Source organism: Nonlabens dokdonensis DSW-6 (assembly GCF_000332115.1).
Taxonomy (GTDB): Bacteria; Bacteroidota; Bacteroidia; order Flavobacteriales; family Flavobacteriaceae; genus Nonlabens; species Nonlabens dokdonensis.
This window is the reverse complement of record NC_020156.1, coordinates 3,868,208-3,889,762: the sequence shown is the minus strand read 5'-3', so window position 1 is coordinate 3,889,762 and position 21,555 is coordinate 3,868,208. Positions and strand designations below refer to the sequence as shown.

General features: G+C 37.0%; 10 protein-coding genes. 8 read left to right on the top strand and 2 right to left on the bottom strand.

The annotated features are described in order from the left end of the window. Positions 1-17 precede the first annotated feature (17 nt). The 8 genes from DDD_RS17030 (at position 18) to DDD_RS16995 (ending at position 19,770) form a co-directional block, all read left to right on the top strand. Complete coding sequence (locus DDD_RS17030; protein WP_015364212.1) at positions 18-824, top strand: enoyl-ACP reductase FabI; 807 nt, start codon at positions 18-20, stop codon at positions 822-824. A gap of 180 nt (positions 825-1,004) precedes the next feature. After that, positions 1,005-6,827: a T9SS-dependent choice-of-anchor J family protein gene (locus DDD_RS17025; RefSeq protein WP_015364211.1), complete on the top strand. Its 5,823-nt coding sequence runs from the start codon at positions 1,005-1,007 to the stop codon at positions 6,825-6,827. A gap of 162 nt (positions 6,828-6,989) precedes the next feature. Further along, positions 6,990-14,795 carry a fibronectin type III domain-containing protein gene (locus tag DDD_RS17020; protein ID WP_015364210.1) on the top strand — a complete coding sequence of 2,602 codons (7,806 nt, stop codon included), beginning with the start codon at positions 6,990-6,992 and terminating at the stop codon, positions 14,793-14,795. 80 nt (positions 14,796-14,875) lie between these two features. After that, positions 14,876-15,868 (top strand): glycosyltransferase, encoded by a 993-nt coding sequence (locus DDD_RS17015; protein WP_041567523.1) that lies wholly within the window; start codon positions 14,876-14,878, stop codon positions 15,866-15,868. A 4-nt stretch (positions 15,869-15,872) separates the two neighbouring features. Then, a complete protein-coding gene (locus DDD_RS17010) occupies positions 15,873-16,802 on the top strand; it encodes a YbbR-like domain-containing protein (protein ID WP_015364208.1) in 930 nt (309 codons plus the stop codon). After that, positions 16,803-17,399: a dephospho-CoA kinase gene (coaE, locus tag DDD_RS17005; RefSeq protein ID WP_015364207.1), complete on the top strand. Its 597-nt coding sequence runs from the start codon at positions 16,803-16,805 to the stop codon at positions 17,397-17,399. Positions 17,400-17,512: 113 nt separating this feature from the next. Continuing rightward, positions 17,513-19,036 (top strand): sensor histidine kinase, encoded by a 1,524-nt coding sequence (locus DDD_RS17000; protein ID WP_015364206.1) that lies wholly within the window; start codon positions 17,513-17,515, stop codon positions 19,034-19,036. Positions 19,037-19,053: 17 nt separating this feature from the next. Further along, entirely contained in the window at positions 19,054-19,770 is a 717-nt protein-coding gene (locus tag DDD_RS16995) for a response regulator transcription factor (protein WP_015364205.1), read from the top strand. Between the two features lie 6 nt (positions 19,771-19,776). On the opposite strand, the gene miaA is transcribed toward DDD_RS16995, so the two are convergent. Then, positions 19,777-20,688: a tRNA (adenosine(37)-N6)-dimethylallyltransferase MiaA gene (miaA, locus tag DDD_RS16990; RefSeq protein WP_015364204.1), complete on the bottom strand. Its 912-nt coding sequence runs from the start codon at positions 20,686-20,688 to the stop codon at positions 19,777-19,779. After that, entirely contained in the window at positions 20,681-21,553 is an 873-nt protein-coding gene (locus DDD_RS16985) for an ion transporter (protein WP_015364203.1), read from the bottom strand. The genes miaA and DDD_RS16985 overlap by 8 nt, the downstream gene beginning before the upstream one ends. Between the last annotated feature and the right edge of the window lie 2 nt (positions 21,554-21,555).

Genomic DNA, 21,555 nt, shown 5'->3' with positions numbered 1-21,555 from the left:
CGATCTAATCAATAACTATGGCTTACAATCTTTTAAAAGGAAAACGCGGAATTATTTTTGGAGCGTTAGATGAAAACTCTATTGCTTGGAAAACAGCACAACTAGCTCATGATGAAGGAGCAACCTTTGTTCTTACTAACGCGCCAGTCGCTATGCGCATGGGGCAAATAAATGAACTAGCTAAGAAAACAGGTAGTGAAATCATCCCTGCAGATGCAACTAGTATTGAAGATCTTGAAAACTTAGTAGCTAAATCTGTAGAGATCTTAGGCGGTAAACTAGATTTTGTTCTTCATTCTATAGGAATGAGCGTTAACGTACGTAAAGGGAATCATTATACAGACCAAAACTACAAATACACAGAGAAGGGTTGGGATGTAAGTGCAGTATCTTTTCATAAGGTAATGCAAACTTTACATAAAAATGATGCAATGAATGAATGGGGTAGTATCGTTGCGTTAACTTATATGGCGGCTCAACGTACCTTCCCAGATTACAATGACATGGCAGATAACAAGGCATATCTAGAATCTATTGCTCGTAGCTTTGGATATTTCTTTGGAAAAGATAAAAAAGTAAGAGTCAATACGATCTCTCAATCTCCTACGCCTACAACAGCAGGTAGTGGTGTTAAAGGATTTGATGGCTTCTTGAGCTATGCAGAGAAGATGAGTCCTTTAGGAAACGCAACGGCTCAAGATTGTGCAGAATATACGGTAACACTTTTTTCTGACTACACTAAAAAAGTAACCATGCAAAATCTGTTTCACGACGGAGGTTTTTCTAATACAGGTGTGAGTCAAGAAGTAATCGAGAAGTTCTAAAACTGTTTATTTTCATTCAATTACAAGCCTTATCTATGCGATAGGGCTTTTTTTATGTACGCTTTCGCGAAAGCGAGAACTGTTAAAATCTCATTTGCTAGGTAAAGTTGATGTCTTAATATTTAGTTAATTGATACAATAATCATATATTGGTCGGATCAATTAATTTAAATAAATAACATGAAAAAACTATTACCACTTCTTTTAGTGTTTTTTGTTACAACTTTTGCCTTTGCGCAATGTGACTATACACTAGAGTTAACGGATAACTTCGGAAACGATTGGGATTCTGGAGATAACTTAGCAGCTAATACTGGTGTTGATGTGACTGTAGCAGGTGTGACTACTACCTATTTAGTTCTAGATCCTTCTCCAGTTGCAAACATGCCTGTAGTTGAAAATTATACGATAACAGTAAATGATGCAGATGCATTGAGTATCGATTATCGGGCAACTTTTTTTCCTGGTGACGGTAGTTTTAGACTATTAGATTCAGAAGGTATAGAAGTTTATGCTTCTCCGATAAATCAACCATCAATGATGGATATATTTACGGGAACAGCAACTTGTCCAACGTGTTTTGCAGTTACTATGCTTACAACTAATAATATTACGGCAGATGGTGCTGAAATAGGTTGGACAGCTACTGGTACTGAGACAGCTTGGGAAGTTGAGTATGGGCCTGTAGGCTTTACACCAGGTTCTGGTACTACTGTAAATGCAACTGCAAATCCATGGCCTATTAGTGGACTAATGTCAGAAACTGATTATGACGTTTATGTTAGAGCAGATTGTGGAATGGGTGATATAAGCAGTAATCAAGGGCCAGTAACATTTACCACAACGCCTTCTTGCCCTATGCCAAGTGCGTTTGCACCATTACCAACTACCGCAACTTCAATACCTTTTACTTGGGATGCAAATGGAAATACTTCAACAAATTTCGAAATAGAATATGGGCCATCTCCTTACACATTAGGAAACGGTGGCACAACTATAACTGGAGTTACCGCACCTTTTGCTGATGTTACAGGTCTTATTCCAAATACTACCTATGACTTTTATGTGAGAATCGATTGTGGTATGGGAGATTTTAGTTCATGGTCAGCAGCTTACACTGCCTCAACTTTACAATCTTGCCCTAATATTACAGGAGTTACTTTTTCAAATATTAGTCAGACTAGTATTGATGTTGATTGGGTAGCTGGTGGAACTGAAACCGAATGGGAAATAGAATATGGTGTTGCTCCGTTGACGCCTGGTACTGGCACAACTGTCACTACACTAACGATTCCAACAACAATTACCGGCTTACTTTCGGGAACGAGTTATGAAGTATGTATTACCGCTGTTTGTGGACCTATGGATAGATCTACACCAGTGTGTGATACGGTATTAACTCCTGCAGATTACTGTAACGGTGATCAATTAGTTGATAGTGGAGGAACAACAGGAACTTATTCTCCAGATGAAGATATCACTTATACAGTATGTCCAGATAATGCTGGAGATGTTGTTTATGTAGATTTTATTGAATTTGTGTTAGAAGACTCTGGTACTGGTTGTTTTGACGGCCTTACGGTTTATAACGGTCCAGATACGAACGCCCCTACTATTAATCCACCTGGTGGAGGAACAGAATGGTGTTGGGACACTACGTCTGGTACGGGAGATTTAGTTGGTGAACTACTTATAGGAAGTTTACCATCAGGTTGTTTAACTTTTGTTTTTCAATCAGATGGAAGTGTGCAAAGAGATGGATTTATCGCAAACGTAACTTGTGGATTGCCTCCTACTTGTCCAGCGCCAGCTGATTTAATGTTTGATAGTTCTACCAATACAACGGTAGATTTATCATGGACCAATGGCGGAACTGAAACGCAATGGAACATCGAATACGGTGCTCCAGGCTTTACACCTGGAATGGGTACTACCGTTAGTGCAATGACAAATCCGTTTAGTGTAACAGGTTTAACTCAAAACACTACTTATGATTTTTATATCACAGCAATATGTGGTCCTGGTGATGAAAGCTCAGTTGTAGGTCCGATTAGTGGGACTACTCAGTGTGATGCTGTAATTGCGCCTTATTCTGAAGATTTTGAAATGAACTTCACACCTACAACTAATAATTTTCCTGTAGTTGGAGATGCCTTTGTTCTAGAAAATTGTTATTCTGCTATAAATAGTAATTACTTTTGGGTAGTAGCCCCAGCATCTCAGACTGCCTCTGGAAATACTGGTCCAGACCCTTCTGTTGCAACTGGAGTATATTTCTACGCTGAAGGAAGTAGTGGAACTAATGGGGCAGTGGCAGAGCTGTCAACGCCTCTATTTGATTCAAGTGCTTTAACCATTCCTGCAGTAGGATTTGACTACCATATGACAGGTGACGATATGGGTTCGTTAGAAGTGATAGTAAGAGCAGGAGGAACAGATACTGTTGTAGCAACACTGACTGGACAGCAACAAGCTAATGATACAGATCCGTTTTTGAATTTAAATGTCGCGTTGAATGCCTTTTCAGGTCAAACCTTTCAGGTTATTTTTAAAGCAACAAGAGGCAATGACTTTGAGTCTGATATTGCTATAGATAATATTACAATTAATGAAGCACCAGATTGTCCAGCACCTTTAGGATTAACTGTTGATTCTACTACTTCAGATAGTATTACTCTTTCATGGACCAATGGAGGATCAGAAACTGCTTGGGAAATAGAATATGTAACTCCAGGTGCTGCTCAAGGAACTGGTACCGTAGTTCCAGCAACAACAAATCCTTTTACAATCCCTGGTCTAACAGAAAACACACCATTTGATTTCTATCTAAGAGCAGTTTGTGCTATAGGTGATGAAAGTTTATGGACAGGTCCTACTTCTGGAAGAACGAATTGTGTTGCTTTTACGGTGCCTTTTACAGAAGGTTTTAATTCAACAAGCTCAACTCAAGATTGCTGGACCGTTATTGATGAAAATGGTGATGGTGATCAATGGGATTTGAATTATGGTTTCAATACAAGTGAAGGAGATGAAGTGGCCGCCATAAACACAGATTTTAATGGAGGAAATAACGATGATTATCTTATTTCTCCAGCTATAACTCTTACAGGTGTAGATCGATTGAGATATGATTATAGAGTGCAAAGTGCTGGAGAGCCAGATGATATGGAAGTGTTGATTTCTACAACAGGTAATTCAGTTGCTGATTTTACAACTGTTCTCTTACCAGTGGCAACTTACTCTAACACAACTTACATGGAAGAGATCATCGACTTATCAGCATACACGGGAGATGTTTACGTAGCATGGAGAATACCTACAACAACAACAGATGGATGGAGAATGTACATTGATAATGTTCGATTTGAGGTGACACCAGCTTGTGATGAACCTGTTATGTTAACAGCAACTGCTGCTACAACTACAACTATTGATATTGGGTTTACAGAACGTGGAACGGCGACTAGTTGGGAAATAGAGTACGGCGCTCCTGGATTTGTTTTAGGGTCGGGAACTTTAGTTGCCGCGAGTTCTAATCCATTTACATTAACAGGATTGACTCCAGGATTATGTTACGATTATTATGTAAGATCTGCTTGTCCTACTTCAGGATTTAGTCCATGGTCAGCAGCTGGTAATTTTTGTACTCAATGTCTTGCATTTGACGTACCATTTCAAGAAGGCTTTAATGCAAATAGTACTACACAACAATGTTGGACAGTATTGGATGAAAATGGAGACGGCGATCAGTGGGATCTAGATTATGCATTTAATGCATTTGAAGGTGATCAGTCAGCTGCAATTAATACCGATTTTAATGGTGGTGTGGATGATGATTATTTAATCTCTCCTCAAATAAATCTTACTGCAGCAGGTCAAAGATTGATTTATCAATATCGTGTTCAAAGTTCTTTTGAACCTAATAACATGGAAGTATTGTTGTCAACTACAGGTTTAGCTCCAGCAGATTTTACTAACGTTCTATTACCAGTTGCTCAGTATGCCAATACTTCATATATGGAACAAACGATTGATTTATCTGCATTTTCAGGTCCAGTTTATATTGCTTGGAGAATTCCTCCTACTGCACTTGATGGATGGAGAGTATATATCGATGATGTAGTTGTAGAAGATATCCCAACGTGTCCAGATCCTTTAATGGTAGCTGCGAGCGCAGTGCAAGCAAACTCAGCAGACATTAGTTGGGCAGCTGAGCCACTTGCTACTGGAGTAACGATTGAGTATGGTCCTTGTGGTTTTGTGCCTGGAACTATGGATCCTAATGCGGTTACAGTTACCGCCACTTCTAATCCTTTTAATATTTCAGGATTAGTTTCTGGAACTTGTTATGAAGCATACGTATCCTTTGATTGTTCTGGAGATCCAAGCGTTCTTTCGGCTGCTGCTGTTTTTAATACGCAATGTGATCCTATTCCTTCTCCTTACCAAGAAGGTTTTAACTCTGCAAGTACTACAGAGAACTGTTGGTCTGTTATTGATGCTAATGGTGATGGTGATGCGTGGGATCTAAATTATGCTCAAAATCCTTTTGAAGGTGATCAAGTAGCTGTTATTAATACTGACTTCAATGGAGGTAGTGATGACGATTACTTAGTATCTCCAACGATTACATTAACTGGTAATCAACAATTAAGATATCAGTATAGAGTTCAAAGTTCATTTGAGCCTAATAATATGGAAGTCTTACTGTCAACTACTGGTGCTGGAGCAGCAGATTTTACGGTAACATTATTACCTGCTGCTCAATACAGCAATACCACTTATATGGAGCAGGTGATTGATCTTTCCGCTTATACCGGTAATGTAAATGTGGCCTTTAGAATACCTCCATCTTCTATTGATGGATGGAGAATGTATATAGACGATGTGAATTTTGAAGATAGACCATCATGTCCTAAACCGGATATGCTTGCAGTTGATATGGTTCAACCTACGTCGGCTAATTTTTCATGGAATGAGACAGGAAGTGCTACTGTTTGGCAAGTTGAGGTACAACCTACTGGGGTTGCACAAGGTACGGCAGGTGCTATTTTTGAGAATTTGACAGCAACAAATCCGCAAGTTCTTTCAGGATTATCTTCAGAAACAACTTATGATGTTTACGTAAGATCTGATTGTGGAATGGGTGATTTCTCAGATTGGGAAGGGCCTCTTACTTTCTCGACTCCTTGTGATGTATTCAGTTTACCTTATGGTACCGCTACAACACCTGGTAATGATTTTTCTACTTTCCCAGGAAACTGTTGGAGTGAAGGTAATGATACCGATATTGTTACTGGTCCTAATGGTAATAATGGTGCTTGGACTTCTGATGATTGGGCAAATACGACTCCTCATGTAAATACCATGTCTGCTAAGATTAATCTATATGATGATGCTTCCGTTCACAACGATTGGTTAGTTTCACCTTCTTTTGATTTAGGAGCAACTAGTCACGGTTATAGAGCAACTTTTAATGTTGCATTGACTGAATTCGCAGGTCCTAATGCTTCTAATTTTGGAAGTGATGATGAAATTCAAATGTTAATAACAAGCGATGGCGGTTCAACTTGGAATAATTTGATTACTTGGAATGCTGCTAGCGCTGTAAGTCATACCGGACAACAAGAGGTTGTAGATTTAGCTGCTTATTCAGGCGTTGTCCAAATGGCTTTTTGGTCTTCAAGAGGGACAGTTGCAGATACTGAAGATGTCGACTTTTTTATCGACAATTTTACCATTGACAGTACGGCTAGTAATGATGACGCTTTCGCGAAAGCGGAATTAGTAATCTATCCTAACCCAGTGGCTCAAACTCTATTTGTAAGAGCTGACGTGGTCATTAATAAATTGACTGTATTTAATTTGTTAGGACAATCCGTAATGGAAAATGTTATTACTGATGCTCCACAAATTAATGTACAGGATTTACCATCTGGAGTGTATATATTGAACATTCAAAGTGGAGAAAACAAAAAATCGGTGAGGTTTATTAAGGAATAAATTTTGTCACAACTCTTTCTATTAAAAAGGATCACATTATTGTGATCCTTTTTTTTTAATCCTTAAATATTACCAGTTAACGAATAATTAACTTTGACTATGCTCAGAACTTAAATTATTCTTATTTTCATAGCTTTCAAAACAATTTTTTAAAACTTTATTATGAAACAAATTTATGTTTTTTTAATTGCCATGTTTTGTTTAATCCTGACAGTTGAAACGCACGCCCAGTGTAATTATCAGTTAGAGTTAACAGATTTTTTTGGTAATGATTGGGATAGTGGTGCAAACCTCGCTCGTAACACTGGTGTTGATGTCACAGTAGATGGTGTAACCAGTACTTATGTGATTACAAACCCAGGTACTCCTAATATGGATAATACTGAGGTTTATCCGATTACGGTAAATGATATGTCGACCATTGTAATCGACTATCGTTCACCTGAATTTCCTGGTGATGGTGGATTTAGATTATTAGACTCAGAAGGTCTTTTAGTTTATGAATCTCCATTAGCTCAGACAGATCAGATGAATATTTTTTCAGGAAATGCTTCTTGTCCTACTTGTCCTGTAGTTACTAATATTGTAGTCTCAAGTGTTACAGCTAATGAAGCAGATATTGCTTGGACTAACGGTGGTGCTGAAACTGAATGGGAAATTGAATATGGAATTAGCCCTTATACTGTAGGCAATGGTGGAGTTATAGTTCCAGCTCCGACAAATCCATTTACCTTGATGAATTTGAGTAGTGTCACTACCTATGATATATATGTACGTGCGGTATGCGTTCCTGGAACCGATTTGAGTGCCTCTGCTGGACCTATTACTTTTACAACTGCCGAATCTTGTCCTTCTCCTTCAAATTTTGCTCCTATTACTCAATCTGCTTTTGAAGTGCAGTTTACATGGGATGCTAATGGAAATACAAGTACAAATTATGAAGTGAATTATGGATTAGATGGCTACGTACAAGGTGCACCTGGTGGTTTTACAGAGTCTGGGTCGTTTGGAAATTTTGCATTGATCGATGGTTTAATGTCAGACACTTGTTATAGCTTTTATGTTAGGTATGATTGTGGAATGGGAGACTTTAGTCTTTGGGGTGGACCTTACAATGCATGTACAAGTATTTCTTGTCCAGAAATTTCTGGATTAACTGCTGCAGCAACAGACTCCACTCTTGATATATCTTGGGCAGCTGGCGGTGCTGAAACAGAATGGGAAGTAGATTATGCGTTAGCTGGTGTCATTACAACTCCAGGTACTGGTCAAGGAATTCCAGCACAAGGTACCACGCAAACAACTACAGCTCTAAATTTAACGTCTTTACCTTCTGCGACAGCCTACGACGTGTACGTAAGAGCTATTTGTGATGCGTCTACAAATGATTTGAGTCAATGGGTGAATGCTACTTTTGTCACATTACCTAGTGCTCCGGACGGAGTAACTTGTCCCAATAATGATAGTGCGTTTGCTTGGGATGATGGATTTGATTCTGGAACCGTTACATGGACAGGTGATACTGGAACAGTTAATGGAAATTGGGACTTCACTGGAACTGGAGGTACAGGATCAACAGGTACTGGTCCATTAGGTCCAGAAGTAGGAACCGGTTATGTGTTTTTTGACACCTCTGGAACGAATGTTGGTCCTAGATCAATGGTATCTCCAGTAATAGATTTAACTAACGCTACTGATGAGGCAGAACTTTCATTTTATTTTCATTCGTTTGGTGGTGATTTGACACTTTTTGATGTATCAGTAGGAACTTCTCCTACAGGTCCTTTTACTAGTATTTTTGCTTACCAAGGCCCGTTACAAGCAAATCAAGCAGATCCTTTTGTTTTGGTTGGAGCTGATATGCCAGCTTTTGTACTTGGTAGTTCTACGGTTTATATTCAATTAACTGCGACTGAAGAAGCTGGTAATGAGACTGGTTTTGTAGGTGATATCGCTGTAGATTTAATGAGAATTGAAACTTGTGGTGCATTTTGTAGTAATCCAGATATGTTGATGGTAGATAATATAACAACAAATAGCGTTGATATTTCTTTTAATGATACAAATGGTACTGCTGCAGGTGCTTATGAATATGTTATTCAAGCCCCTGGTACAGGTATACCAACAGCTGCTGGTACAGCCGCAACAACAACAATGATAACAGATTCAAGTCTCACACCTGCAACGAGCTATGAAGTTTACGTAAGAACGATGTGTGGTGGAATGGCTGGGGAAAGTGATTGGATTGGTCCCGTAAACTTTTCAACTGCCTGTGTTCCTTTTACAGTAACCTACACTACAGATTATGAAACAGTTCCTGTGGATGAATTATTTGTTTGTGATAATTCTATTGTTATTGGAACTGGGTTTACAGATCCTATAGTCATAGTTGATGATTTAATCGCACTTTCAGGTAGCCGTCATATTAATATGGCTAGTCAGAGTGCAGGTGCTTCGGCAGAACTTTATTACATCTTACCAGAATTCTCCGATTTATCATCAGATAAAAGGTTGAGATTTAATGTGTACGATAGAGATAATGGAGAACTTGAAGTAGGGACTATAACTGACCCAACGGATCCAATGACTTTTACTTCTCTCGTTACATTAACAGATGCTGACATGGCAGATGATGTTTACGAAGAGAAATCTGTATATTTTAATTCGCTTACTACTACAGGTGGTTTTATAGCATTTAAATTTAATCCTGTAGCTACTTTTGATGCTATTTATTTAGATGATATTACTTACGAACTATCTCCCGCTTGTCCAGAACCAACAAATGTTTCTGTAGATAGTTTTACAGATACAACGGCAGATATATCATGGATCGATAATACGGTAGGTGGTACTGCCAGTTTTGAAGTTCTAGTCCAAGACGCAGGTAGTCCTGCTCCAGACGCTACAACAACTGGAGTGCAGCAAGTTGCTACAAGTAATCCATACACATGGTCTGGTTTAACAGCATTTACAGATTATGATGTTTACGTGAGAGCAGTTTGTACTGGTACAGCAGGTGAGTCTGTATGGACCGGTCCTGTATCTTTTCAAACAGCATGTTCTTCATTTGCTGCTCCATTCTTTGAGGATTTTGAGAATTTCACTGCTACAACTAATGGTTTCCCAGGCGCTGCTGATGGTTTTGTTGCGGAAAACTGTTGGTCTGGAAGTGTTGCTAACTACAATTGGGTAGTAGCACCTCCTACCTTAACAGGATCTACTGCAACTGGTCCTGCTCCTAGTGTGACCACTGGTAATTATATGTATACTGAAGGTAGTGCAGGAGCTACTGCAGATATTGCAGAATTAACATCTCCGCTTATAGACTTGACTCCTTTGTCTGCTCCAGAACTGAGATTTGATTATCACATGACTGGTGCTGATATTGATCAACTAGAAGTTTTTGTTCAAGCTGCTGGAGTAGAAACTAGTGTACTGTTAATTACAGGAGCTCAACAAGTTGCTGATACTGATCCTTATCTAGAATCTATTGTAGACTTATCTGCGTATAATGGTCAAACGATCACTATCATTTGGAAGGCGACTAAAGGTTCATCTTTCGAGTCAGATATTGCGATTGATAATGTAAGAGTAGACGTTGCACCTGATTGTGCTAATGTTAGCGACCTTGCTGCTACCGCTATTAGTTCAACTACAGCTAATTTAGAATGGGTTGAAAATGATATGGCTACCATTTGGGAGTTTGAATATGATGTTGAAGGGTATGTTTTAGGTTCTAGCACCGCAGGTGTTCAATCTACTTCATCTAACAGCACAAACCCTATAAGCGGTTTACTACCGAATACAGAATATGATTTTTATGTTAGATCATTATGTGCAGTAAGTGGAACTAGCAATTGGGTAGGACCATTTACTTTTACAACTAGATGTGCTGCGTTAACTGCTCCATATTTTACGGATTATGATAGTGACCCATTGGGTGGTCTTAACAATTGTGATAGTAATCTTATTGTAGGAAGTGGTACTGGAACAGCACCAATCGTAGAAGTAGATGATTTAGTTTCTAATTCAGGTGGTCAACACATAAATATGGCTAGCCAGTCTACTGGTGCAACTGCAGAAATGTATTACATTTTACCAGAGTTTTCTGATCTTGACAATACTAAGAGAGTACGCTTCTTTGCTTACGATCGTGATTTAGGAGGTCTTGAAGTAGGAACTATGACAGACCCAGCTGATGCTACAACTTTTACTGCGGTACAAGTATTTACTAATGCTGACCTACCAGATGATCAGTATGTGGAACAAACTGTAGAATTTACTAGCTTGACAACCACTGGTGGTTGGATTGCATTTAAGTTTAATCCTGTTGCTACCTTTGATGCTATGTATATCGATGATGTAAATTATGAAGAGATTCCTAATTGCCCGCAACCTAGTTTGGTTACTTCTGCAAATATTACTGAGAATTCAGTAGAGTTGTCTTGGACAGCAGGAGGAACTGAAACAGAATGGATAGTAGAGTATGGAACACCTGGATTTACACCAGGTGGTGCGGGATCTTTAGGAACAAGAACTGGAGTGATGACTAATACTAGTTATGTATTAGATATGTTAACTTCAACTACGCAATATGAAGTTAGAATTTTTGCAGTATGTGGACCTAATGATACAAGTCCTGCTTCAAACCCTATAACCTTTGTTACATTACCTAGTGCGCCTCAAGGAGTAACTTGTCCTAATAATGATAATGCATTTGCATGGGAAGAAGGTTTTGAAAACGGTGCAGGTGGATGGACTGGTGCTGTTGGTACTGCAAATGGTGAATGGGATTTCTCAGGTGGTTCAGCCGCAAATGGTGGAACTGGATCTACAGGTACCGGTCCTTTCGCTCCGGCAGATGGAACTAGATATGTATTCTTTGAGACATCTGGAACAACTGTTGGTCCTAGATCTATGGTTTCTCCAGCAATCGACCTTTCTGCTGCAACAGATGAGGCTGAATTGTCGTTCTTTATGCATTCTGTAGGTGGTGATCAAACCATATTTGAAGTTGGTGTAGGAACGTCCCCTACTGGACCTTTTACAAATGTATTTACTTATATAGGTCCTTTACAATCAGCTCAAGCCGATCCTTATGCTCTAGTAGGTGCAAGTTTACCAGCTTCAGTCTTAGGTAGTGCTACGGTTCATATTCAAATTACGGCTACTGAGGAGCCTGGAAATGAAACAGGATTTGTAGGTGATATTGCATTAGATTTAATGAGAATTGAAACTTGTGGAAACTATTGTTCTAATCCAGATTCATTTGCTGTGGCAAACTTGGGTCCTAATGGTGGTGATTTCAGTTTCAATGATACTTTAGGAACTCCTTCTGGGTCTTATGAATATGTATTGCAACCAGATGGAACTGGCGTTCCAACTGCTGCTGGTACTCCATTGACAACTACATCTTTTACTGATAATACATTGACACCAGCAACTTCTTATGAAGTTTATTATAGAACTATTTGTGGACCAATGACCAATAGCGATTGGGTAGGACCTTTCCAATTCATTACTCCTTGTTTGCCATTTACTGCACCATATTTTACTGATTTTGAAAACGACCCTTTAAATGGTTTATTTGTTTGTGATAATGCTATAATCGATAATGCTACTGTGGGAACTCCATTAGTTCAAGTAGATGATCTAATTGCAAACAGTGGTTCTCAACATATGTATTTAACAAGTAGTAGCGACGCTAGTGTTGGTCTTTACTATGTAATGCCTGAGTTCTCAGATCTTAATAATACGAAGCGAGTGAGATTCTTTGCTTATGATAGAGATTTTGGAGGCTTAGAAGTAGGTGTAATGTCTGATCCTAATGATATTACCACATTTAACTTAATTCAGACGTTTACTAATGCTGATTTACCAGATGATCAATATGCTGAGCAAACGGTAAACTTTACATCCCTTACAACTACTGGTGGACATATAGCATTTAGATTTGTACAAGCTGGTACTTTTGATGCTATGTTTTTGGATGATATTAATTATGAAGAAATTCCTTCATGTCCTAATCCAAATGGTTTATCGGTTAATTCTATAGGAGACGATAATTTAGATTTATCATGGAACCCTGGTAATACTGAGACAGAATGGATTGTAGAGTATGCCACTCCAGACTTTGCTACAGGAACACCAGTTCAAGTAACTGGAGTTACTTCTAATACTAATTATATACTTAATAATTTAACACCTAATACACCGTATCAGGTAAGAGTATTTGCAGTATGTAACCCTATGGATATTAGTCCATCGACTAACCCTGTAACTACTAGAACTTTTCCATTAGGTCCTCAAGGGGTTTCCTGTACGACAGGTGCACCAGGATATATCTGGGAAGATAGTTTTGAGAATGGTATAGGAGGTTGGACTGGTGATGTAGGAACCGCAAATGGTCAATGGGATTTCACAGGTGGTTCGGCAGCCAATGGAGGAACTGGTTCTACAGGAACAGGTCCTTTTGCTCCGGCAGATGGATCAAGGTATGTATTTTTTGAGTCATCTGGTGGTATTAACGGTACCCCAGTTGTGTCATCTATGGTATCACCTCCTATAGATTTAACTATGGGAGCAAATGATGAGTTAGAATTATCTTTCTTCTTCCATTCGTTCGGTGGTGATCAAACTATTTTTGAAGTAGGTTATGGAACAAGCGCAACCGGACCTTTTACAAATGTATTTACGTATGTAGGTAGTTTACAGACCGCACAAACTGATCCGTATGCTCAGTTAGGCGCAATGCTTCCTTCCACTTTAATAGGGCAGACTATTTATATTCAGATAACGGCTACAGAGGAGCCTGGTGGTGAAGGAGGTTTTGTAGGAGATATAGCTTTAGATCTTATGAGAATTCAAACTTGTGGAACTTTCTGTTCTGCACCATCGGGAGTTTCTGTATCTGCTATAGGTAGTGATACTGCAACAATAGGATGGACTGAAAATGGAAATGCAACTGTTTGGGAAGTAGCTGTACAAGCTGCTGGAACAGGTGTACCGACAGGTAATGGAACTAGTACAACTAATAATCCATATACTGATTCTACATTAATGCCAGCAACTGATTATGAAGTTTATGTAAGAGCAGATTGTGGAGGTGGATTCTTTAGTGATTGGACTTCGGTTGAGACGTTTAGTACACTTTGCGCACCGTTTGTAGCACCTTACGGTTCTATAACTGGTACTCCTGGAAACGATTTCTCTACATTCCCTGGAGCATGTTGGGAAGAAGGAGATAATACTGATATCGCTACAGGACCTAACGGCGTAGATGGTGACTGGATAAATGACGACTTCGGTAACGATCCTTCTAGTACATTTGGTCAGGCTGCTCGAGTTAATATCTGGAACTTAGGTGGTGCGAATGACTGGTTAGTTTCTCCAGAAATTGATTTAGGAACAAACCCATCTACCATGTTGACAGCTAGTTTTGATATTGCTTTGACAGCATTTGATGCGACTACCGTTGAAAACTTCGGTAGTGATGATGAAGTACAGTTTTTGATAACCGTTGATAATGGGGTTACATGGACAAATATTGCTACTTACAACTCGGCTAGTAATGTATCTAATGTAGGTCAACAAGAAACCTTCCCATTAAGTGCCTATTCTGGCATAGTGAGATTTGCATTCTGGTCGACAAATGGTACTGTTGCAGATGGAAATGACGTTGATTTCTTTGTAGATAACTTTACTGTAGATGGCACAGTAGGTGTTGATGATTCTGAAACTTTAGAATTCAGCTATTATCCTAATCCTACAAATGATGTTGTTAGCTTTAATGGACAGCAAGTGATTGATGGTATTACCGTTAGAAACTTATTAGGACAGCAATTATTTGTAACTAAGCCTAATGCTACTTCTACAACCATTGATTTGTCAGCTTTCCCTTCTGGAATGTACCTTATTGAGGTTGCCTCTGGAGAGCAATCTAAAGTTGTGAAAGTGATGCGTAACTAGAGTTTAATTACTTATTTATTAAAAAGGTCATTCTTATAGAATGGCCTTTTTTTATTGACTATTTTTGATTTGTGAAACCAATTTATTATTCATTTATCGTCCCTGTCTTTAATAGACCTGAAGAAATAGAGAAGTTACTTCAAAGTATATCTCACTTAAGTTTTGATAGAAAATTTGAGGTGGTAATTATTGAAGATGGTTCTGATATAAGCTGTGAAGAAGTATGTTCTCGCTTTCGCGAAAGCGTAAATATCACCTATTTATTTAAACCAAATTCAGGTCCTGGAGACTCGCGCAATTATGGAATGAAAAAGGCTACAGGTGATTATTTTATCATATTAGATAGTGACTGTATTTTGCCACCAGAATACCTTAATGAGGTGGACAACTATTTGAGTGATGACTATGTAGAATGTTATGGAGGTCCTGATGCTGCGCATGAAAGTTTTAGCGATTTGCAAAAGGCCATCAACTATTCTATGACTTCATTTTTTACAACAGGCGGAATAAGAGGCGGCAATGAAAATTTAGGTAGGTTTCAACCGCGTAGTTTTAATATGGGGTTAAGCAGGAAAGCCTTTGAACAAACTGGTGGTTTTAGAAAAATTCATCCAGGTGAAGATCCTGATCTAACTTTAAGATTATGGCAACTTAATCTCAGCACAGCTTTAATAACAAAAGCACATGTATATCATGAGAGAAGAATTTCATGGGCTTTATTTTATAAGCAAGTGAACAAGTTTGGAAAAGTAAGAGTAATTTTAAATAAATGGCATCCTGATTCTACAAAGCTAACGTATTGGTTTCCTGCTGTGTTTATTTTTAGTTTACTGGCTTCTTTGATTTTTTTGTTAATTGGGATATTCTGGCCTGTATTATTTTTTGCAGTATATTTTTTGATCATAATTATAGATTCTACGATAAAGAATGGTATCAAAATAGGTTTCAAGTCGATATTTGCTACGCTAATTCAATTTTATGGATACGGTATAGGTTTTTTGAAAGCGTGGATTAAAATTGTTATATTAAAGACTCCTGAGCGTAAGGCTTTCCCTAAATTATTTTTTAAATAATGTTATGAGGTATAAAAAAATATTGAGTTTTTTATTAGTAGTGGCGGTGGTAGCTAGCTTATGGTTTATTTCAAAATATAAAGATGATTATCGAGAAGAAGTCGTTTTTAATATCAGTTTCACAAACATTCCTAATTCTATCATTTTACTTGAAAATTCTAAGGAAGTTAATATTCCTGTCGAAATAAAAGCAAGCGGATTTACTTTAATTTGGGAGAAGATATTTGATCATAGTATAGAATTAGATTTTAATCAGAATACTTATATACGCAACGATTCTCTGTTTTTTAGCTCTACTAAAAGCATCAAAAACATTAGAAAATTAAAATCGCGTACTTATGAGCTTTTAGATATTGATGATCAAGAAATTGCTTTGGAATATAAAAAGTATGTAACGAAGAAAGTACCGATTATTAATCAAATTAAAACAGAGTACAGTAACAACTATTATCCTTTGGTGCAACCATTTTTTCAGACAGATAGTGTCGTCATAACTGGAAATGATAATAAAGTCAATGAATTAGATGAATTTAAAGTTTCTGTAGATTCTAAGATTGTAGTTCATGATACTCTTACCACTATATCAGTTGATCTCAAGGATATTGATCCAGAGTTAAATTTTAATCCTCAAGAGTTAGTATTGACAATAAAAGCAACTCAAGTTACAGAAGGTAAATTTGACATACAGATAGAGTTAGTGAACAATAAAAACGATTATGATGTCAAAATTATCCCAGATACGGTACAATTAATATTCTCATCACCAGTATCAGAATTTGAAGGCATAGACATAAACGATTTTGATATTTATCTTGATTACGATAAGGTTGATGATTTAAATATTTCTATCATTCCAGAAGTAAAAATTAAGAATGATAATATCATCTCTTACCGAATATCACCATCTCAGGTCCAAGTGCTAACTATAAAGTAAATGAAAGTAATAGGTTTAACTGGCGGAATAGGAAGCGGCAAGTCTACAGTTGCCAAAATGTTTGAGCGACTTGGTGTCCCTATTTTTATTGCAGATGATGTTTCAAAAAAGCTGCTACAGTCAGATAAAGATGTTATTACGGCTGTAAAAAAACTTTTAGGTGACTCATCTTATATAATTGATTCTAAAGGAGTCGTTATTCCTGATAGGAAATTTATTGCGTCTAAAGTTTTTAGTGATAAATCATTACTTAAGAGTCTCAACGCTATTCTACATCCTGCTGTAAGATCCTATTTTAAAAATTGGTTAAAAACTCAGAAAACATCTTATATCATTTATGAAGCTGCGATTTTATTTGAAAGTGGTGGTCATCAATCCTGCGATCATGTTATTTTAGTTAGCACAGAAATTGAGGAAAGAATTCGCAGGGTGATGGAAAGAGATCAGGTTTCTAGGAAAGAAGTAGAAGCTCGATTAAATAATCAATGGACCGATATTGAAAGACTTAATTTATCAGATTTTGTAATTATTAATAATAATTTGATCAAAACAGAGTCTTATGTATCGATAATGCACGATGTTCTGTTAAATTTATAAATAGTTTTAAAATATTCACTAAGTTAATATATGGTTAAAGGCTTTTTAACACTTTTTCAATATGTTAAATTTGTAATGTGCAAAAGCGAGTTTTATATTTCCTAATCGGTTTAATGAGTGTTTCCCTTGCTGGGATTGTGATGGTTCAAATATATTGGATCATTAATAGTGTTAGCGATAAGGAAGAACAATTTTCTTTTGCTGTTAGACAGACATTGGCCTCAGTTTCTTCAGAATTAGAGGACCGCGAAGTTGAAAAATTTTATGATGTTTTAGATCAAATACGAGACAGTCTTGGAGTACAACCTAATCCTAGAACTATCAGTGAATTAATGTTGATTCAGCGCAATCAAAATTTTGATGAGACCTCTAAATATAGTACCAGTCTTCTGAACGAAAATTTTAAGCTCAATCCTCAACTTCTTGATTTAGATATAGACAGTGTTACCTTCAATAAGTTACTTAATAAAAAAAGTACGCTTCCTAATAGAAACACCTCAACAAGAAAGAATAAAACTATTTCTGAGTTATCTCAATTAGATCAATACGCACGTAAGGTAGATAAGGAACTTATTAGTAATTACAATTCACTTTTACCCATTTCACAGCGTATCTCAAAAGAGGAGCTAAGAGAAATTTTAAAAGAAGAATTAGAGAACAGATCCATAGAAGCAGATTTTGAATTTGCCGTATATCAGGATAGTTTTGCAACTAATATCAAATCAGACTATTTTGATTTTTTAACTGATGCTACTTGGTCAGCACCTATATATAGGTTCAATAATCTACAAACAGAGCCTTATATATTGTATCTCAATATGCCTGATAGAAAAAAGTACATCCTGTCATCAGTTGCAGGAATGGCGCTTTTATCACTTGTTTTTACTACCGTGATAGTGGTAGCTTATTCTAATGCGATTAAACAGATTTTTAAACAACGTCAAATTTCACAGATAAAGACAGATTTTATTAATAATATGACTCATGAGTTCAAAACTCCTATAGCAACTATAAACCTTGCTTTGGATTCACTGAGGCATCCTAAGATTTCGGCAGATCCTGAAAAAGTAAAAACTTATCATAGAATGATAAGGGAAGAAAATAAACGCATGCACAGTCAAGTAGAAAACGTGTTGAGGATCTCAAAATTAGAAAAGAATGATCTCGACATTGAGAAAGAGCGCTTAGACATGAATGAGGTAGTAGAAGATAGTATCTCACACATTCAATTGATTCTTGAAGAAAAAGGTGGAGTTGTAAAAACTCATTTAGGAGCTTTAAGAACAGAAGTGCTGGCAAATGAAAGTCATATAACAAATGTGATAGTAAACGTTTTAGAAAATGCTATTAAGTATACAGAAGGCGCACCTGTCATTGACGTTTTTACTGAAAACATTAAAAATAAATTGGTCATTAAAATTCGTGATCAAGGAATAGGAATGAGCAAGCAAGCGCAACGCAAAGTTTTTCAGAAATTTTTTAGAGAACATACAGGAGATATTCATAACGTAAAAGGTCATGGACTAGGTCTTGCTTATGCAAAAAGAATATTAGACGACTGCGATGGAGAAATTCACGTAGAAAGTGTTAAAGGAAAAGGTAGTACCTTTAGTATCCATCTACCAATAATAACTTAAATTTAAATTAATAACTTATGGAAACCGAAAACAAAAAAATACTTTTAGTAGAAGATGATCCAAATTTTGGAACCGTTTTGAAAGATTACCTTTTAATGAATGACTTTGATGTTGTTCATGCAAAAAACGGAATGGAAGGATTTGAAAAATTTAAAAAAGACAATTATGATCTTTGTATTCTAGATGTTATGATGCCATACAAAGATGGTTTCACTCTAGCTAAGGAGATTAGAGAGAAAAACGAAGAAGTGCCTATCATTTTCTTAACTGCAAAAGCAATGAAAGAAGATGTGCTAAGAGGTTACAAAGTAGGAGCAGACGACTACTTAAATAAGCCGTTTGATAGTGAAGTTCTTCTTATGAAGATTAAAGCTATCATGCAGCGTAAAGGGCAAGACAGTCTTGCAGATTCTAAGGAATTTGAATTCCAGATAGGTAATTTTCACCTTAATTCTAAATTAAGATTTTTATCGTTAAATGATAAAGAACCTGTAAAACTTTCTCCCAAGGAAAATGAATTACTACGTTTACTAGCGTTACACCTTAATGATTTAATGCCACGTGAACTAGCGCTTACTAAGATTTGGCGAGATGATAACTATTTCACCTCAAGATCTATGGATGTCTACATCGCAAAACTGCGTAAATACTTGAAAGAAGATGATAACGTGGAGATTGTTAACATACACGGAGAAGGATTCCGTTTATTAGTTAAAGATCAGGTAGATTATTAAATAATATCAATCCATAAGTTTTTTACTAACTCGCTGTACGATTTCAGTATGGCGAGTTTTGTAGTGAAACCATTTTACAGATTCATCTTTGCGATACCAGGTTAACTGTCTTTTTGCAAAGCGTCTCGTATTCCTTTTTATGAGCCTAACGGCTTCGTCATAATCATAGGAATTTTCAAAATAATCAAAGAATTCTTTGTAACCTACTGTTTGTAATGCATTCAGGTTTTTATGAGGAAAAAGCTCTCGTGCTTCTTGCTCTAAACCACGATCAATCATGATGTCCACACGTTTATTGATTCGCTCATACAATTCTTCGCGTTCAGCAGTAAGTCCTATTTTAACGATATTGAAGTTTCTTTTTTGAGCTTTGCCAGTTCTCAATTCATTCATTTTTTTACCACTTACGCGAAAAATGCCTATCGCTCTAATTAAACGATGAGAATTATGAATGTCTACCGTTTCAAAATATTCTGCATCGTTTTTTTGTACCTCTTCCTGTAACCAAGAAATACCTTTATTTTCAAACTCTGCTTTAATTTCTTGCTGTATTTCATGAGGAACGTCTGGAAGATCGTCCAGTCCATAAGTCACTGCTTTCTCATACAAAGCACTTCCACCTACCATCACAACAACGTCATTCTGTGTAAAAAGTTTAGGTAATAGTTGTATGACATCTCTTTCAAAATCGCCTACGGAGTAATCATCAAAAATGCTTCTATCTTGAATAAAATAGTGTGTTGCGGCATCAAGTTCTTCTTTTTCAGGAACCGCTGTTCCTATGGTCATTTCCTTATAAAATTGTCTAGAATCTGACGATATGATGGCTGTGTTGTAAGCTTTCGCGAAAGCGATACTAAGAGCCGTCTTACCTATAGCGGTAGGTCCTACGATGCAAAGTAAAGTTTTGTTAGTCATCTAGAGAGGTTCCACAATTGTGACAAAATAAAGCTCCATCTTGATGTTTACGTGAAAGGCAGTTTTGACAAACTTGTGTATTTACATGCCTATAATCAGGATAATCTTGTGGATTTACTTCTTTTTCTTCTTCCTTACTAGATTTGGAATACTCAGCACTTACAATTCCAGTAGGTACTGCAATGATTCCATAACCCATAATCATAATCACAGCTGCAAGAAACTGACCAAAAGGAGTCTCTGGAGCAATATCACCAAAACCAACGGTGGTTAAGGTTACAATACACCAGTATATCGACTTGGGAATACTATCAAAGCCATGTTCTGGGCCTTCTATTAAATACATAAGGGTTCCAAAAATTATAGAAACAACCATTACTGCAAATAGAAAAACTGCGATTTTAGGGCCGCTTGATCTGATTGCTTTACTGAGCTTATCAGCTTCACCTATATATCTTGTGATCTTTAAAATTCTAAAAATTCTTAGAAGCCTAAGGGATCGTACTGCTAATAGTGCATTTAAGCCACCAAAGAAAAATGTAAGGTACAGTGGTATAGTTGAGATAAAATCAATAATACCAAAAAAGCTAAAAATATATTTAAAAGGTTTATTAATAGAAATAATCCTTAGTACATATTCAATTGTGAAGAAAACAGTTATTACCCATTCTGCAATAATGAACTCATCCTTATAGTTTCTTCCTAATTCGGGAACACTTTCTAGCATTACCAGAATTAAGCTTATTATAATGACAATCAGTAAAGTAACATCAAATATTTTACCAGCTGGCGTGTCTGCCTCATAAATTACTTCATGAATTTTACGTCTCCACTGGCTTGATATATGCTTATCATCTTTACCCATCT